This window comes from Pseudosporangium ferrugineum (assembly GCF_003002065.1).
Taxonomy (GTDB): Bacteria; Actinomycetota; Actinomycetes; order Mycobacteriales; family Micromonosporaceae; genus Actinoplanes; species Actinoplanes ferrugineus_A.
Window position 1 is genome coordinate 173,317 of the sequence record NZ_PVZG01000010.1, and the last position, 15,794, is coordinate 189,110.

Consider the following 15,794-nt stretch of genomic DNA (forward strand, 5'->3'; position numbering starts at 1 on the left):
CCCCGATCCCGTCCGGCTTCCCGGCCCGGCTCCCACAGCACGTCCCCACACCCCGGGCCGGAGAAGCCCCCGCGCGGTGGGAGGTGGTCACCCCATAACCCCCTCCCACCGCGCCCCCGCAGCACGAGGAGATGGTTTGCCCGCCCACCGACGGCCCGCGCTCGAGGGGGACGCGCCGCAGCGGCGGCGCCAGGCCCCGGACCGCGGGAGGCGGCGAGCCACGCCCCGGGCCCACCGGTTGCTCCCGGTGCTGCTCGGCATCAGCGTGCTCGGCATCGGCGGCGTGGTGGGTCCCAGCGTCGTCGGCGGAGCCTGGAGCCCGGACAGCGGCGGCCAGGACCGCGAACGGATCACCTACGCCTCGCTGCCCGACGACGACCCCGGTCAGGGGCTGGTCTACGACGGCCTGGTCCCGGCGGGCAAGGACTCGCTCTGCACCGGCACGTACGAGCTCGACGCCGAGACCTGCACGCACGGGCCGGACCCCACGCCGGCCGGCCTCACGGTGAACCGCGACGTCGCCCCGGTGACCGGTAAGGTCCCCGAGCCCGCCGAGCCGCGCCGCGAGGCCGCCACGGTGCCGCCGGACGCCGAGATCGTCCGCGACGAGGGTGGCAGCTCGCTCACCCCGGGCGCCCCCGCGCTGATCCCCGACGCGGCGCCGGGCCAGGCCGACTTCGTCATGGGCGCGCACGACGTGGCCTGCCAGGGCGACGGGCGTACGGGCAACCGCATCCAGGTCCTCTACCTGCACGAGTTCGGCACGCCCAGCCGCTACACCGGCTACCTGGGCTCGATCCGCACCTGGGCCGCCGGCGTGGACGAGATCTTCGACGCGAGCGCGGCCGAGACCGGCGGCTCCCGGCACATCCGGTACGTGACCACGCCCCAGTGCCGCGTGGACGTCGCCGAGGTGCAGATGCCCGAGGGCGCGCTGGCGTCCTTCACCCGCAACATCGCCGCGCTGCAGACCCTCGGCTACAACCGCAACGACCGCAAGTACCTGATCTTCGCGGACACCAAGGTGTACTGCGGCATCAGCACGTTCGTCGCCGACAACCGGCCCGGGCTGGGCAACCGCAACAACGGCGGCCCGTCGTACGGCCGGGTCGACGCCGGCTGCTGGGGCTCGGTGGCGGCGGCGATGGAGACCACCCAGATGCTGGGCGCGCTGCTCCAGGACTCCCCCAACTCGACTGGCGCCGGCCGGTGCACCGACGACCACGACCTGCTCTGCGCCGGGGACCGCTCCGGGTCGCAGCTGCGTACGGTATGCCCGAAGAAGCACGAGAACCGGCTGGACTGCGGGCACGACGACTACTTCAGCACCGACCCGAAGCCGGGCAGCTACCTCGCCGAGAACTGGAACGTCGCGCAGAGCGAGTTCCTGCTGCGCAGCGACGGCGGCGACGACCTGCCGGACGCGCCGAACGCGAACCGGCCCCCGCCGGGCACGACCCCGCGCGACACTCCCACGAGCCCGGCGGCACCGACCGCCGCGGCACCTCCGCCGGGCCCGCAGGCTCCCGTGCCGGGCGCCAGCGGCGGCGACGCCTCGGACGGTGGGGGCGACGCCCCGGCCGGTCCGGGCCGGCCCTCCGCGCCGACGGCCCCCGTCCCCACGAGCGCGGCGCCCGGGGCCACCGAGCCGGCCGCCCCCGCGCCCGAGAAGCTCGCCGCGCCGGTGCAGGCGGTGCTCGAGGTCCGCGACCCGACCAGCACCTCGGTGCGGCTGACCTGGAGCGCCGCGTCCCGCGACGCCAGGTACGACGTGGAGGTCGACGGGTCGAAGATCGCCACCACGTCGGCGACCCGGGCGCGGCTGATCGGCCTGCGCCCGGACCGGAAATACCAGGTGACGATCCGCAACGCCAAGCTCGGCTACGCCGCGAAGGGGGTCGCCCAGTCGGCACCCGCGGCCCGCCCTGCCGCGAACGCGTGGTTCGTCCTGACGAACTCGCTGACCGGCGGCGCCGCCGACCTGTACGCGGCCCGCACCGCGAACGGCACTCCGACCACCCTGGGCGGCGCGGACGGCGGCGCCCAGCAGCAGTGGAAGCTCGTCCCGGCCGGGGACGACGCCTTCGCCCTGCAATCCCGGGCGACCGGCAAGTGCCTGGGCCCGCTCGGCGGCAACCCGGTCGCCGGGGCGCCGCTGGTGCAGGGTGAGTGCACCCAGAACGACAGCGGCCGGTGGAAGCTCTACGCCACCGACCACGGGTTCAGCCTGCGCACCAGCGTGGGCGACCTGGCCGCCGGGGTGGGCAGCCAGCGCTTCGGCGCGTCCCGGCTGCTCGTGCTGCAGACCCCCGACCCGGCCCGGCACCAGAGTTGGACGGCGGTGCCCGGCTGAGAACCGGGCCAGGGAGAGGGACGATGCTGGACACGGACGTACGGCCGCAAGCACCCGTCGACGAGGACGACCGCGGACCGGTCTTCAACCGCCGCCGCCTCGTGCGGGTCGTGGCGGTCCTGACGATCGGCATCCTCACGGTCCTCGCGCTGTGGCAGGACCCGCTCTACGCGGACCGCTTCTAGACCCGCGCCTCCCGGACGCCCGTGCCCGCGTCTCTCAGGCGCCCGCTGCGTAGGCGGCGATCTCGGCGTGGAGGCGGTCCTTCTCCGCCGCCGGCAGGAACGACGCCGAGACGGCAGCGGCGGCCAGCCCGGCCACGCCCCGCGCGTCCAGCCCGAGCAGCTTCGCCGCGACGGCGTACTCCTCCTCGAGCGTGGTGCCGAACATGGGCGGGTCGTCCGAGTTGATGGTGACCGGCACGCCGGCGTTCACCAGCGTCGCCAGCGGATGCTCGGCGATCTCGGCCACCGCCCGGGTGCGCACGTTCGACGTCGGGCACACCTCCAGCGGAATCCCGCGCTCCGCCAGGTACGCCATCAGCTCCGGATCCCGCGCCGCCGCGATGCCGTGGCCGATCCGCTCGGCGCCCAGCTCGCGCAGCGCGTCCCAGATCGTCTCCGGCCCGGTGGTCTCCCCGGCGTGCGGGACGCTGTGCAGCCCGGCCGCGCGCGCCTTGTCGAAGTACGGCTTGAACTGCGGCCGCGGCACCCCCACCTCGGGACCGCCGAGGCCGAAGCTGACCAGGCCGGCGGGGCGCTCCTCCAGCGCGATGCGCAGGGTCTCCTCGGCGGCCGGCAGCCCCGCCTCGCCCGGGATGTCGAAGCACCAGCGCAGGTCGATGCCGAAGTCGCGGGCCGCGCCCGTACGGGCGTCCTCGATCGCCTCGCAGAACGCCGGCGCCGGAATGCCCCGCCGCACGTGCGAGTACGGCGTGATGGTCAGCTCGGCGTACCGGACCTGCTGCCGGGCGAGTTCCCGGGCGATCTCGTACGTCAGCATCCGCACGTCCTCGTCGTCGCGGATCAGGTCGACCACGGTCAGGTAGACCTCGATGAAGTGCGCGAAGTCGCTGAACGCGAAATAGTCGGCGAGGGCCGCGGGATCGGCCGGCACCGGCGACTGACCCTCGTGCCGGGCGGCGAGGTCGGCGACGATCCGCGGCGACGCCGAGCCCACGTGGTGCACGTGCAGCTCGGCCTTCGGCAGGCCGGCGATGAACGAGGCCAGCTCGGTCACAATGACTCCCTACAGGTGGGCCACGACGAAGATCCGGCGGAACGGGAACGCCACGTGTCCGCTCCGGGCAGGGTAGACCGCCGCCAGCTCCGCGCCGAGCGTGGCCCGGAAGGCGCCCCACCGCGTGTCGTCCATCGCCGCCCGCACCGGGCGCAGCGCCGTGCCCTCCATCCAGCGCAGCACCGGATGGTCACCGCCGTCGTCCGGAAGCAGATGCACGTACGTCGTCTCCCACGCGTCCACCGTCGCACCCTCGGCGAGAAACCGGGCGGCATACCCGGCGGCATCGTCGACCGGCGCCTCCCGCACGAGCTCCCCGACGGCATCCGCGTACGGCTCACGGCGCGCCACCTCCCGCAGCGCCCGATGCGACGGCGCGTCGAAGTTGCCGGGCACCTGAAGGGCGAACCAGGCACCGGACGGCAGCGCCCGCGCCCACCGGGTGAGCAGCTCGCCGTGCCCGGGGACCCACTGGAGCGCCGCGTTGGTCACCACGACGTCGGTGCCGGGCTCCGGCTCCCACTCCGCCAGATCCCCGAGCCGGAACTCCACCCGGGGCGGCGAGGATCGAGCTGCGGCGGGCCCGGCGTCACCGCTTCCCCGCCCCTCACCGCTTCCCCAGGCCACGCCGCCTTCCCGACCCTCGCCGCTCCCCCGGCCCTCGCCGCCTTCCCCACCCTCACCGCTCCCCCGGGCCACGCCGCTTCCCCGGGCCACGCCGCCTTCCCGACCCTCGCCGCTCCCCCGGGCCACGCTGCCTCTCCGGGCCACGCCGCTTTCCTGGTCCACGCCGCTCCCCCGGCCCTCGCCGGCCGGCGCGGCATGGTTCTCGGCGGGCTCGTCCGCCGGCCCGGGGGCGGTGGCTCCGGCGATCATCTCGGGCGAGGAGTCCAGCCCGGTGACGCGCGCTCCGGGCCAGCGTCCGGCGAGCGTCGCGGTCAGCTCCCCGGACCCGCAGCCGAGATCGACCACGCCCCGCGGCCGCTCGGCGCCGATGCGGGCGACCAGGTCGAAGAACGGGCGGGACCGCTCGGCGCCGAAGCGGTGGTAGACGGCGGGATCCCACATCGCGCTCTCCAAACCGTACGTACGTCTTTTTTGCAGCGTACCACCGGAGGACATAGGCTGACCTCGTGGAAAAGCGCAGATTCGGCCGCCTCGGGCGGGAAGTCGCAGTGATCGGTCTCGGCGCCTGGCAGCTCGGCTCCGACTGGGGCGAGGTGAGCGAGGAGGACGCCCACGCCACCCTCGGCGCCGCCGTCGACGCGGGCGTCACCTTCATCGACACCGCCGACGTGTACGGCGACGGCCGCAGCGAGCAGGCCATCGGCAGCTTCCTCAAGAGCCGCACCGGCCTCACCGTGGCGACCAAGATGGGCCGCCGGGTCGACCAGGACCCGGCGAACTTCACCCTCGCCAACTTCCGGGAGTGGACCGACCGGTCCCGCGCCAACCTCGGCGTCGAGACCCTCGACCTGGTGCAGCTGCACTGCCCGCCGACCCCGGTCTTCAGCACCGAGGCCGTCTACGACGCGCTCGACACGCTGGTGCAGGAGAAGCGCATCGCGGCGTACGGCGTCAGCGTCGAGAAGGTCGACGAGGCCCTCGCGGCGATCGCCCGGCCGGGCACGGCCAGCGTCCAGATCATCCTCAACGCGCTGCGCCTCAAGCCGCTCGAGCGGGTGCTGCCGGCGGCGGCCGAGGCCGGGGTGGGCATCATCGCCCGGGTGCCGCTCGCCTCGGGGCTGCTCTCGGGGCGCTACGACGAGCACACCACGTTCGGCGCCGACGACCACCGCACCTACAACCGCCACGGCGAGGCGTTCGACGTCGGCGAGACGTTCTCGGGCGTCGACTTCGCCACCGGGCTGGAGGCGGTGCGCCGGCTCCGGCCGTACGTGCCCCAGGACGCGACCATGGCCCAGTTCGCCCTGCGCTGGATCCTCGACCACCCCGCGGTGACCGTGGTGATCCCCGGCGCGCGCAACGCCGGCCAGGCCCAGGGCAACGTCGCCGCCGCCGCGCTGGCACCCCTGCCGCGGGAGGCCCACGACGCCGTCCAGGCGGTCTACGACGAGCTGATCCGCCCCCAGGTCCATGACCGCTGGTGAGCCGGTGCCGCCCGCCGCGGAGGACGTGCCGCTGAAGGGCTGGCCGTGGATGACGGGCGGCATGCTGGCCCTCGTGCTCGGCGTCCTGTGGACCGCCCAGGGCCTGGACCTCATCGAGGACAGCGTGATGAGCGGCGTCACCGCCTTCGCCGTGGCCGGCCCGGTGCCGGCCGTGGCGGGCCTGGCCCTGATGGTGACCGGCGTCCGCGTCCGCGCGGCCTTCAAGCGCCGGCAACTCGCCGCCGCCCCGGAGCACCCCGCACCCTGACCGGCCGCGAACAGACCGCCCCGCAAAACGCACGACCCGCGCAGGCAGCCCCGGAAGCGCAGGGCCCGGACAAGCTCAGGGCCCGGACAAGCTCAGGGCCCGGACCGAGAACGCACGGCCCAGGCAAGCAGGAGCGGGCAGGGACGCCGAGCCAAGCGAGCTCGAGGCAAACGGGCCCGGCACGCCAGGGCCCGGAGGCAAGCGGGCCCGGAACCAAGGGTCGAGGCGGTCAGGGCCGCGACGACCCGGGGCTCGGGCAACCAGAGCCGGGGTGGTCAGGGCCCGGGTCGGAAAAAACAAGGCCCGCATCCTGCCGGAACAGGATGCGGGCCCGCTTGGCTAGAGCCGGTCTCCGCCAGGCGACCGACTGCCGGCATCACGGCCGGCCGGTAGGTCTCAGAGGGGGCGAACCTGCTCCGCCTGCGGGCCCTTCTGGCCCTGGGCGATCTCGAACTCGACCCGCTGGTTCTCTTCCAGAGTGCGATATCCGCTCGTCTGGATGGCCGAGAAGTGGACGAACACGTCAGCACCCCCGCCGTCGACGGTGATGAAGCCGAAGCCCTTGTCTGCGTTGAACCACTTCACGGTGCCTTGCGCCATGCTGAACTCTCCTTCTGAAAATGCCGGCCCGGTGATGCGGGGCCGATGGTCGTTTTCGTGCGGTGGAGCCGCGAACGGCAATTCCACTTACACAAAAACTGGCCACACTGTACCCGAAGAACCGCCCCGAAAGCTTCCCCTCGGGCGAATCCCGTCGACTCCGGCAACAACGGAAAAGGCCCCCAGCAGCGCCGAGGGCCTTGACGGTGGTCTATACAGCTATCCCAGATATCAGTCCGGCCACGTGCCCGTAATCTTCCGGACACCTGCGGCGCCGCCGCGGTCGACGAGCGCCTTCACCGTGGCGAAGATGGCGCCCTGCAGCGCGGCCGCGGCGATGACCTCGCCCCAGCCGCGGTCCTCGTCGGTCGCGTTGGGGGCGTCGTCGTCGCCGGAGGCCAGCTTCCAGACCTCCTTGAAGACGAAGCCGGCGAGGGCGCCCGCGCCGATGCCCAGCAGCAGGCCGACCGGCTTGTACGCCACCTTCTGGAGCTTCTTGCTCACCGACGCCTCCCCCGCACGATCAGGATGATGCCCACCAGCGCCACGCCGGCCGCGAGCACCGCGGCGAACGGGACCGGGTTGCGCCGTACCTGCTCGCGGGCCTCCTGCGCCTTGTCGATCGCGCCGGTCTCGCGGACCTTGTCGAGGGCCGGCGTGACCTTGTCCCCGGCCTGCGACGTGGCCGCGCGGACCTTGTCGGACGCCACGGCCGCGGCGTTGGCCGCCGCGCCGCGGACCTTCTCGGTCGCCTCGTGAACCTGGGCCTTCGCCCGGGCCTTGGTGAGCTCGACCTGCTCCTTCGCCCGGGCCTTCACGTCCGCCTTGGCCGCCAGGGCCTGCACGGTCTCGCCCAGTTCGGCCCGGGTCTGCTTGATCTCCGCCCGGAGGGCGTCCACGTCGGGCTTGGCGCCCGACGTGCCGTTCTTGTCGCTCATTCCCGGCTCCTGCCGCTCTTGATCGCGTGCTTGACCTCGTCGACGTCCGCCTTCGCGCTCTCGATCGCGGACTTCGGCTCCGGCGGGACCGCCTGGGACACCTGCTTCTTGCCCAGCAGCGCGAGCAGCCCGGCCGCGGCGAACAGCACCACGGTGACGATCAGGGCGGCGAGCCACAGCGGCAGGAAGAGGTCCAGCACGATGATCAGCGTGGCGATGAGCGCGCCGACGCCGTACAGGGCGAGCACGCCGCCCCCGCCGAACAGACCCACCCCGATGCCGGCGTGCTTACCCTTCTCGGTGAGCTCCGCCTTGGCGAGAGCGATCTCGTCCCGGACGAGTCGGGTGATCTGCTCGCTCGCCTTCTGGACCAATTCCGAGGTGGACTGGTCGGTCCCCGGACGGACCGGGCTACCGTTCAGGACATCGGCCATGGTGTCCTCCTTTCACACCGAGCAGTATGCCCTGCCCAGGGCCGAATCAATCCTCTCCGGCGCAGACCGGACTCACCCGTGGTCACGGGGAGGGACGACGGCCTTGTCATCGGGTCCCGAGAAGGCCGCGGCGCGCTCGTCGCCGTCGCCTATTCCGCTGAAGACACGGGAATCATCTGACGATTCCCGGACGGGCGCGGCGTTGTCGGGCGTGGATTTCACCGGCCCGCGGGGAAGGGTGTCCACGTCGGCGCGCATCCGGGGCAGGGCGTCGCGACGGTGCTCGAAGACCCAGGCGACGAGTCTCTCGCGGACGAGGCAGCGCAGGTCCCACAGCGCTCCGGCATCGTGCGCGCTCACCAGGGCCCGCAGCCGGATCATGCCGCCGATCGCCTCGGTCACCTGCAGGACGCACACCCGGCCGTCCCACAGCTCGGTGCCCTCGCACACCGCCCGCAACTCGGCGCGCATCGGCTCGACCGGCGCGGACCAGTCGACGTCGACCTCGGCGGTGCCCAGCACGGCGGAGCCCGTACGCGTCCAGTTCTGGAACGGCTTGGTGGTGAAGTACGACGTGGGCAGGATCAGCCGCCGGTCGTCCCAGATCTGCACCGCGACGTACGTCAGGGTGATGTCCTCGATGCGGCCCCACTCGCCCTCGACCACCACGACGTCGTCGATCCGGACGGCGTCGCTGAACGCGAGCTGGAGCCCGGCGAAGACGTTGCCGAGCGTGCTCTGCGCGGCGAGCGCGGCGATCACCGACACGACGCCGGCCGAGGCCAGCACGCTGGCGCCGAGCGCGCGGACGCCGGGGAAGGTCATCAGCATGACGCCGATGGTGAGCACCACGATGGCGGCGACGGTGACCCGGCGCAGCATCTGCACCTGGGTCTTGAGCCGGCGGGCCCGCATGTTGTCCGGGACGTCGACCCGCCACCGCGCCAGGGCCAGGTCCTCCAGGACCAGCAGCAGCGCGCCGACCAGCCACGCCACCGCGGCGATCACCAGGATCACCAGGGCGTGCACCACGCCGGCCCGGCCGGGGAACTCGCCGGCGAAGCCGCGGACGGCCACCTGCACGGCGAACACGACGGCGGTGGCCAGGAAAGGCCGGTGCGCGGTGGTCGCCAGGTCGCTCAGCACCGCCGACCGGCGGCCGAAGCGCCGCACGATCCGGTGCACCACCTCGACGGTCACGAGCGCGGCGCCGGCCGCCACCACGACGGCGAGCAGGGCGGTCAGAAGGCTGGTCACGGTTCCCTCTCCTCAGCGGGGTTCGTCGCCAGCGTTCCACCTTGCCCTGCCCGCCGGAGCTTCCACACCGGCCCGCGCAAGATCGGACGTTGCTCACACCGCACCGGGAGGAAGGTTCACACCTTGCGGTAGCGCACCTGGAAGAAGCAGTAGATGCCGAACGCCGCGATGCCGAGCGCGATCAGGCCCAGCAGCCACGGCCCGTACTCCTGGCCGGCCAGGGTCTTGAGCGCGGCGTCGAGGCCGCGCGCCTTGCCCGGGTCGTAGGTCACGGCGGCGGCCACGATCAGCCCGCCCGCGATCCCGTACGCGACACCCTTGCTGGAGTAGCCGGCGACGCCGAGCCGGCGCGTGGTCCGGCGCACCGACGGGCTCATCTGCTGGGTGTTGAGGTGCTTCTCGAACTTCTTCTTGACGCCGTAGATCACCAGTCCGATGCCGACGCCGATCACGATCACGCCGATCAGTCCGACCAGGAACCGGCCGCCGCCGCTGTCCATCAGGCTGGACGCGTTGCGCTGCTGGCTGTCGCCGGTGGAGGCGTTCGCGCCGCGCAGCACCTTGATGCCCAGCCACGCGAAGTACAGGTAGAGGATCGTCCGGCAGCCGGAGATGAAGCGCTCCGCCAGGGCCGTGCGGTCCTGCTTGCCGCTCTCCCCGATGGCGGCCTCGAACGCCTGCCAGAGGGCGAGGCCGATCATGCCGACCACGGTGGCGACGACCAGGGTCTTGCCCATCGGCTGCTTCGCCAGCGTCTGGAGGGCGCCCGACTGGTCGCTCTCCCCGGCGGAGTCACCGAACGCCAGCTGAAGGGCGATCCAGGCGAAGATCAGATGAATGATTCCGTACGCGATGAAGCCACCGCGCGCCAGATATTCGAGGGGTTTGCTGTCGGCCGCGCGCGACGCTGTGCTGCGGACGTGCGAGGAGGCTGTCATGGCTGCCTAAGTGACCGGCCGCCACATTTTTCAAACCTGCCCCGCGCGCCCCCCCAGCTGTGCTAACGCGACACCTGGAAGCTGACCGAGCCGTCGGTGATGCTGTCCAGCGAGACCTGGAGGCCGCCGACGTCGACGGCCTGCTGGCCCTTGGTGAGCTGGATCTGCTCGCCGGCCACCTCGAGGGTGACGGTGTTCTGGTCGGCGCTGACGAACTTCGCCTCGACGCCGAGCACCTCGGCCTTGGCGTCGACGCTGCGGTCGATGGTGACGGTGCACTGGTCGAGGCCGCAGGACACATTGTCGCTGCTGCATCCGGTCAGGAGGGCGAGCCCGAGAGCGGCGGCGGTGAACAGGGCGGCGAGAGGTCGGGCTGCAGTCGTCGTCACGTGGTCCAGGATACGGGGGCCGGGCCAGCCCGGGCCCGCGCCGGCCCGGCGCCGCCGGTCAGGCGGCGAGCGCCTGCCTCGTGCGCTCGGGGACGCCCGCCCCGGCGAGGAGCTCGGCGGCGGCCTGACCGCAGGCGCGGGTGGCGCCGTACGTGGCCACATGCACTCCCCCGCTGACGGCGACCGGCACGCCCATCTCGACCACGATCGCGTCCGGGCGGACGGCGAGCGTACGCGCCAGCGCGTCGGCCACCCACGGGTGCCGGTGGGCGTCGCGGACCACCAGCACGAGCGGACGCGCACCGGTGCCGTCGAGGATCGGCGCCACCGGGTCGGTCACCCCCGCGAGGTCGTCGGCGGAGAGCCGCACCGACGTGGTGCCCGGCAGCAACGTGCCCAGCGGCGCGCCCACGCCCCACGGCGTCTCGGCACCGATCGCGATGTTGCGCGGTGGCGCGAACTCGACCACGTGCGGGGCGGCGGTCAACGGCAGCCGGGGAGCGTTCCCGCTGGTGGTGACCTTGACCGCACGCCGGGCGGCGGCCTGGCCGACCGCCGAGCCGCCGGTCGCCGAGCCGTCGGCCGCCGAGCCGCCGGCCGCCGAATCGCCGGTCGCCGCCGCCTCGGGCCGGGCCGCGGCCTGGCCGTCGGCCGCGCCGCCGGTGAGCGTGGCACCGGGCCGGGCCGCGCCGGCCGCGTCGGCGATCGCGCGGGCCCCGATGGCGGTCTGCGTCTCCAGCGTCCAGGTGGCCAGCCGGCGGACCCGGGCGGCCGCGTCGCGCAGGCGTTCCTCGGACAGCTCGCCGGCGCGTACGGCCGCCACGACGGCGTCGCGCAGGCGTACGGCGGTGTGCTCGTCGGCGTGGTCGCCGCCCACGCAGATGGCATCGGCTCCGGCGGCGAGGGCCCGGACGGTGGCGCCCTCCAGCCCGTACTTGCGGCGTACGCCCTGCATCTCGATGCCGTCGGTGACGATCAGCCCGTCGAAGCCGAGTTCCTCGCGCAGCAGCCCGGTGAGGATGCGGCGGCTCAGCGTGGCCGGCAGCTCCGGGTCGTACGCCGGCACGAGCAGGTGCCCGGTCATGATCGACTGCACGCCCGCGGTGATGGCGGCCCGGAACGGCATCAGCTCGCACTCCTCGAGCCGGGCCAGGTCGTGGTCGATGACCGGCACGTCGTGGTGCGAGTCGACGGCGGTGTCGCCGTGGCCAGGGAAGTGCTTGGCGCAGGCCGCCACCCCGGCCTCCTGAAGCCCCCGGATCCAGGCGGCGCCGTGGCGGGCCACCAGGGGCGCCTCGGCGCCGAACGCCCGTACCCCGATGATCGGGTTGTCGGGGTTGCAGTTGACGTCGGTGTCCGGCGCGTAGTCCAGGGTGATCCCCGCGTGGGCCAGGTCGAGGCCGAGGTCACGGGCGACGGCCCAGGTCAGTTCGGGGTCGTCGATCGCGCCGAGGCCGAGGTTGCCGGGGCGGGAGCTGCCGTGGCGCGACTCGAGGCGGGTGACGTCGCCGGCTTCCTCGTCGATCGCGACGATGACGTCCGGCCGCTCGGACCGCAGCTGCGCCGTCAGGGCCGCGACCTGGGCGGGCGTCTCGACGTTGCGAGCGAACAGCGCGACGCCGCCGAGTCCCTCCCCGAGCCGCCGGCGGACCCAGTCGGGCACGGTCGTCCCGACGAAGCCGGGCTGCAGTACCGTCGCGGCGAGTTCGGGCAGTTCGCCAGAATTCGGCATGAGTCGGCGTACCTCCGGTGACGATCAATACGCGCTCCGCGAGCGCGTCCCCCTCGGTGATCAGCCACAACCGTCATGGGCGCGGCGACGACCTATGGTCACCCACCACCCGGATTTAGTCAACAAACCTTTCTATTAGACCCGGACGAAGGGGCACGAACGGCGCCCGTTCGGTACGCTGCGACACGTGTCCATCCACCCCCTGGCGGCCTCCGGCGTCGACTGGTCCGAGGTGCACGCCGTACGCCTGCTCGGGGTGGCCCTCGCCGCCCTGATCCTGCTCTGGGCCATCCGCAGAATGTTCGGCGGCAAATAACCGGGGTATCCGCCGGTACATGCGAATCGGATACTTCCTGTCCAGCGAGGAGTACACCCCCGCCGAGCTCATCGAGCAGGCGAAGGGTGCGGAACGGGCCGGCTTCTCGGCCCTGTGGATCTCCGACCACTACCACCCCTGGGTCGACGCGCAGGGCCAGAGCGCGTTCGTCTGGTCCACCATCGGCGCCCTCAGCCAGGCCTGCTCCCTGCCCATCAACACCGCGGTGACCTGCCCGACCGTGCGCATCCACCCGGCCGTCATCGCCCAGGCCGCCGCGACCAGCGCCGTGCTCACCGGCGGCCGGTTCCGGCTCGGCGTCGGCACCGGCGAGGCCCTCAACGAGCACATCTTCGGCGACGCCTGGCCCGAGGCGGACGTCCGCCTGGAGATGCTCGAGGAGGCCGTCGAGATCATGCGCGAGCTGTGGAAGGGCGGCGTGGTCTCGTACCGGGGCAAGCACTACACGGTCGAGAACGCGCGGATCTACACGCTGCCCGAGAAGCCCGTCGAGATCCTGGTGTCCGGTTTCGGCCCCAAGGCGGTCGAGGTCGCGGCCCGGATCGGCGAGGGCTACATCCACGTCGAGCCCGACGGCGACGCGGTCCGCCGGTTCCGCTCGGCCGGCGGCGGCGACCGCACCTGTCAGGCGGGGTTCAAGGCGGCGTTCGCGGCCACCGAGGAGGAGGGCGCGCGGATCGCGTACGAGAAGTGGCCCAACGCCGGCGTGCCCGGCGAGCTGTCCCAGGTCCTGCCCTCGCCCAAGCACTTCGAGCAGGCGTCGCAGCTGGTCACCCAGGACATGATCAAGGAGGCGTTCGTCTGCGGCAACGACCCGCAGGCGCACCTAGAGATGATCGGCAGGTACGCGGAGGCCGGGTTCGACGAGATCTACGTCGCCAACACCGGGCCGCACTACCAGGGCCTCTTCGACCTGTACGCCGACCACGTCCTGCCGAAGCTGTAACGGCGTTTCGATGTCGCCGGGGCAGGGCACAATGGCCGCTCGATGAAGATCCCCGTCTACGGGCCCCGCCTGCGCAGGGTGGCCCGCAAACACTTCGGCTGGCCGTCCCTGCGCCCGGGCCAGTTCAAACCCATGCGAGCCGTGCTGCGCCGCAAGGACGCCCTGGTCGTCCTGCCCACCGGGGCCGGCAAGTCGGCGATCTACCAGATCCCGGCGGTCCTGCTGCCGGGGCCGACGGTGGTGATCTCACCGCTGCTGGCCCTGCAGCAGGACCAGATCGCCGCGCTCAACGCCCTCGACGACCCGAAGACCCGCGCCGTACGCGTCAGCTCCGCGGAGACCCCGGCGCAGCAGCGCGAGGCGATCAAGGAGATCCGCGAGGGCCGCGCCGAGTTCCTGTTCATCACGCCGGAGCAGCTCAGCGACCCGGAGCGGCTGGCCGAGGTCCGGGCCCTGCGCCCGGGCCTGGTCGCCATCGACGAGGCGCACTGCATCTCCGCCTGGGGACACGACTTCCGCCCCGACTACCTGTCGCTGGGCCACCTGATCAAGGGCCTGGGCCGGCCGCCCGTGCTGGCCCTGACCGCCACCGCCTCGCCGCCGGTGCGCGACGACATCATCGAGCGGCTGCACCTGCGCAAGCCCGAGATCCACGTGTCCGGGCTGGACCGCCGGAACCTCTTCCTCGAGGTCGCGCACTGCCCGGACGAGGACTACCGCTGGCGGCGGCTGACCGCGCTGCTGGACGAGGCGCCCCGGCCGGGCATCATCTACGTCGCCACCCGGCGCGCCGCCGAGGAACTGGCCGAGCGGCTCACCCGGGCCGGGTACGCCGCCGACTTCTACCACGGCGGCATGGCGGCCGGTGCCCGCGAGCAGCGGCACGAGGACTTCACCGCGGACAAGCTCGAGATCATGGTCGCCACCTCGGCGTTCGGCATGGGCATCGACAAGCCGAACATCCGCTGGGTGGCGCACGTGGCCCTGCCGGACTCGCCGGACAGCTACTTCCAGGAGATCGGCCGGATGGGCCGTGACGGCGAGCCGGGCCGGGCCCTGCTGCTGTGGCGCGCCGAGGACGAGGCCATCCAGCGGTTCTTCACCGGCGGCTCGCCCGACGCCGCCGAGCTGCGCGAGCTCGCCGCCGCCCTGCGCGCCGGGCCAGCCACCAAAACCGCCCTCAAGGAGCGGAGCGGCCTCGGCCCGCGCAAGCTCGGCCAGTTCCTCAGCCTGCTCGAACAGGTCGGCGCCGCCGCCGCGGGGCAGGGCAACAAGTGGACGGTGCCGGTGTTCGCCCCGCTCCCGGCCGCCGCGGCGGAGGCCGCCGTCGCCGCATACGAGCGCCGGCAGGTCGTCCAGCGCTCCCGCACCGACATGATGCGCGGCTTCGCCGAGACCCGGGCGTGCCGCACCCAGACGCTGCTCGCGTACTTCGGCGAGGACATGCGCAAGCCCTGCGGCCACTGTGACAACTGCGTCGAGGGCGTGGCCGAGGAGGTCGAGGAGGCCACCGGGGACGGGTTGTTCCCGGTGCACAGCACCGTGCGGCACCCGGAGTGGGGCCCCGGCATGGTGATGGGCTACGAGGAGGACCGGGTGACGGTGCTGTTCGAGGAGGTCGGCTACAAGACCCTCTCGGTACCCGTCGTCGAGGAGCATGCTCTCCTGGTCGCCGAGAAGAAGAAGTGAAGTGAGGAGACCCGTGACGGACGAACCGTTGTACGCCCAGTTCGGCTTCACCGACCCGGAGTGGGGGCTGCTCGCCGGCCTGCCGCAGTCGGTGCTGACCGCAGCCAGCGCGGCGACGCCCGACAGTGCCCGCAAGACCCGCCAGGAGACCGCGGCGGGCCTCGACCGGATCTCGGACGCCCGCGCATCGGCCAGCCCGCTGGTGGCCGCGGTCGCCAGGGCCGTGCTCGCCGCGACCGGCGACCCGGACCGCGGCGAGGAGCTGCCCGCCATCGAACCGGCCGACCCGGTCGGGTACGTCCAGGACGTGATCACCCGGGCGGCGGAGGCCGCGGCGCTGCTGGCCGCGAAGGCCACACCCGCGGACGCCGAGACGTACAAGCACTGGCTGGTCGAGATCGCCGAGTCCGTGGTCGGCGCCGCCTCGACGGGCGGGGTGCTCGGCCTCGGCGGCGACCAGATCACCGAGAACGAGCGGGAATTCCGCGACGAGCTGGCGAAGGCCCTGGCCGGCTGACCCACCCCGGATCCCGCGTCACGGTCATCGGGCCGTGACGCGGGCC

Annotated in this window: 18 protein-coding genes; 8 read left to right on the forward strand and 10 right to left on the reverse strand. The window is 73.0% G+C overall.

Going from position 1 to position 15,794, the window contains the following annotated elements; translation table 11 throughout:
- Positions 1–136 precede the first annotated feature (136 nt).
- Entirely contained in the window at positions 137–2,353 is a 2,217-nt protein-coding gene (locus CLV70_RS41765; protein ID WP_106128391.1) for an RICIN domain-containing protein, read from the forward strand.
- A 23-nt stretch (positions 2,354–2,376) separates the two neighbouring features.
- A complete protein-coding gene (locus tag CLV70_RS40150; RefSeq protein ID WP_170148644.1) occupies positions 2,377–2,538 on the forward strand; it encodes a hypothetical protein in 162 nt (53 codons plus the stop codon).
- 34 nt (positions 2,539–2,572) lie between these two features.
- Here CLV70_RS40150 and CLV70_RS21810 read toward each other — a convergent pair whose 3' ends face one another.
- Positions 2,573–3,592 carry an adenosine deaminase gene (locus CLV70_RS21810; protein ID WP_106128392.1) on the reverse strand — a complete coding sequence of 340 codons (1,020 nt, stop codon included), beginning with the start codon at positions 3,590–3,592 and terminating at the stop codon, positions 2,573–2,575.
- 9 nt (positions 3,593–3,601) lie between these two features.
- On the reverse strand, positions 3,602–4,660 hold the full coding sequence (locus CLV70_RS21815; protein WP_106128393.1) for a methyltransferase domain-containing protein: 1,059 nt from the start codon (positions 4,658–4,660) through the stop codon (positions 3,602–3,604).
- A gap of 65 nt (positions 4,661–4,725) precedes the next feature.
- Between CLV70_RS21815 and CLV70_RS21820 the strand changes: the two genes are divergently transcribed.
- Complete coding sequence (locus tag CLV70_RS21820; protein ID WP_106128394.1) at positions 4,726–5,703, forward strand: aldo/keto reductase; 978 nt, start codon at positions 4,726–4,728, stop codon at positions 5,701–5,703.
- Complete coding sequence (locus CLV70_RS21825) at positions 5,690–5,971, forward strand: hypothetical protein (RefSeq protein WP_106128395.1); 282 nt, start codon at positions 5,690–5,692, stop codon at positions 5,969–5,971. Before CLV70_RS21820 ends, CLV70_RS21825 begins: the two co-directional genes overlap by 14 nt.
- 396 nt (positions 5,972–6,367) lie before the next feature.
- Here CLV70_RS21825 and CLV70_RS21830 read toward each other — a convergent pair whose 3' ends face one another.
- The 8 genes from CLV70_RS21830 to CLV70_RS21865 form a co-directional block, all read right to left on the reverse strand.
- The gene (locus CLV70_RS21830; RefSeq protein ID WP_011905669.1) at positions 6,368–6,571 is read right to left on the reverse strand and encodes a cold-shock protein; all 204 of its coding nucleotides are present in this window, start codon (positions 6,569–6,571) and stop codon (positions 6,368–6,370) included.
- A 231-nt stretch (positions 6,572–6,802) separates the two neighbouring features.
- Positions 6,803–7,075, reverse strand: a complete 273-nt coding sequence (locus tag CLV70_RS21835; protein ID WP_106128396.1) for a DUF4235 domain-containing protein — start codon at positions 7,073–7,075, stop codon at positions 6,803–6,805.
- Complete coding sequence (locus CLV70_RS42130; protein ID WP_106128397.1) at positions 7,072–7,509, reverse strand: DUF3618 domain-containing protein; 438 nt, start codon at positions 7,507–7,509, stop codon at positions 7,072–7,074. Before CLV70_RS42130 ends, CLV70_RS21835 begins: the two co-directional genes overlap by 4 nt.
- Positions 7,506–7,943, reverse strand: coding sequence for a phage holin family protein (locus tag CLV70_RS21845; protein ID WP_106128398.1), 438 nt, complete (start codon positions 7,941–7,943; stop codon positions 7,506–7,508). Before CLV70_RS21845 ends, CLV70_RS42130 begins: the two co-directional genes overlap by 4 nt.
- Before the next feature lie 72 nt (positions 7,944–8,015).
- The gene (locus CLV70_RS21850; protein ID WP_106128399.1) at positions 8,016–9,200 is read right to left on the reverse strand and encodes a mechanosensitive ion channel family protein; all 1,185 of its coding nucleotides are present in this window, start codon (positions 9,198–9,200) and stop codon (positions 8,016–8,018) included.
- A gap of 116 nt (positions 9,201–9,316) precedes the next feature.
- The gene (locus CLV70_RS21855; RefSeq protein WP_106128400.1) at positions 9,317–10,138 is read right to left on the reverse strand and encodes a DUF1206 domain-containing protein; all 822 of its coding nucleotides are present in this window, start codon (positions 10,136–10,138) and stop codon (positions 9,317–9,319) included.
- Between the two features lie 62 nt (positions 10,139–10,200).
- On the reverse strand, positions 10,201–10,527 hold the full coding sequence (locus tag CLV70_RS21860; protein ID WP_106128401.1) for a hypothetical protein: 327 nt from the start codon (positions 10,525–10,527) through the stop codon (positions 10,201–10,203).
- A gap of 58 nt (positions 10,528–10,585) precedes the next feature.
- Positions 10,586–12,259: a glycoside hydrolase family 3 protein gene (locus CLV70_RS21865; protein WP_106128402.1), complete on the reverse strand. Its 1,674-nt coding sequence runs from the start codon at positions 12,257–12,259 to the stop codon at positions 10,586–10,588.
- Positions 12,260–12,446: 187 nt separating this feature from the next.
- On the opposite strand from CLV70_RS21865, the gene CLV70_RS41770 reads away from it, so the two are divergent.
- Genes CLV70_RS41770 through CLV70_RS21880 form a run of 4 tightly spaced genes read left to right on the forward strand, consistent with a single transcriptional unit; the run spans position 12,447 to position 15,748 of the window.
- Positions 12,447–12,575 carry a hypothetical protein gene (locus CLV70_RS41770; protein WP_281260481.1) on the forward strand — a complete coding sequence of 43 codons (129 nt, stop codon included), beginning with the start codon at positions 12,447–12,449 and terminating at the stop codon, positions 12,573–12,575.
- A 19-nt stretch (positions 12,576–12,594) separates the two neighbouring features.
- Positions 12,595–13,542: a TIGR03557 family F420-dependent LLM class oxidoreductase gene (locus CLV70_RS21870; protein WP_106128403.1), complete on the forward strand. Its 948-nt coding sequence runs from the start codon at positions 12,595–12,597 to the stop codon at positions 13,540–13,542.
- A gap of 42 nt (positions 13,543–13,584) precedes the next feature.
- Positions 13,585–15,231, forward strand: coding sequence for a RecQ family ATP-dependent DNA helicase (locus tag CLV70_RS21875; protein ID WP_106128404.1), 1,647 nt, complete (start codon positions 13,585–13,587; stop codon positions 15,229–15,231).
- A gap of 13 nt (positions 15,232–15,244) precedes the next feature.
- Entirely contained in the window at positions 15,245–15,748 is a 504-nt protein-coding gene (locus CLV70_RS21880) for a hypothetical protein (protein ID WP_106128405.1), read from the forward strand.
- The last annotated feature ends 46 nt before the right edge of the window (positions 15,749–15,794 follow it).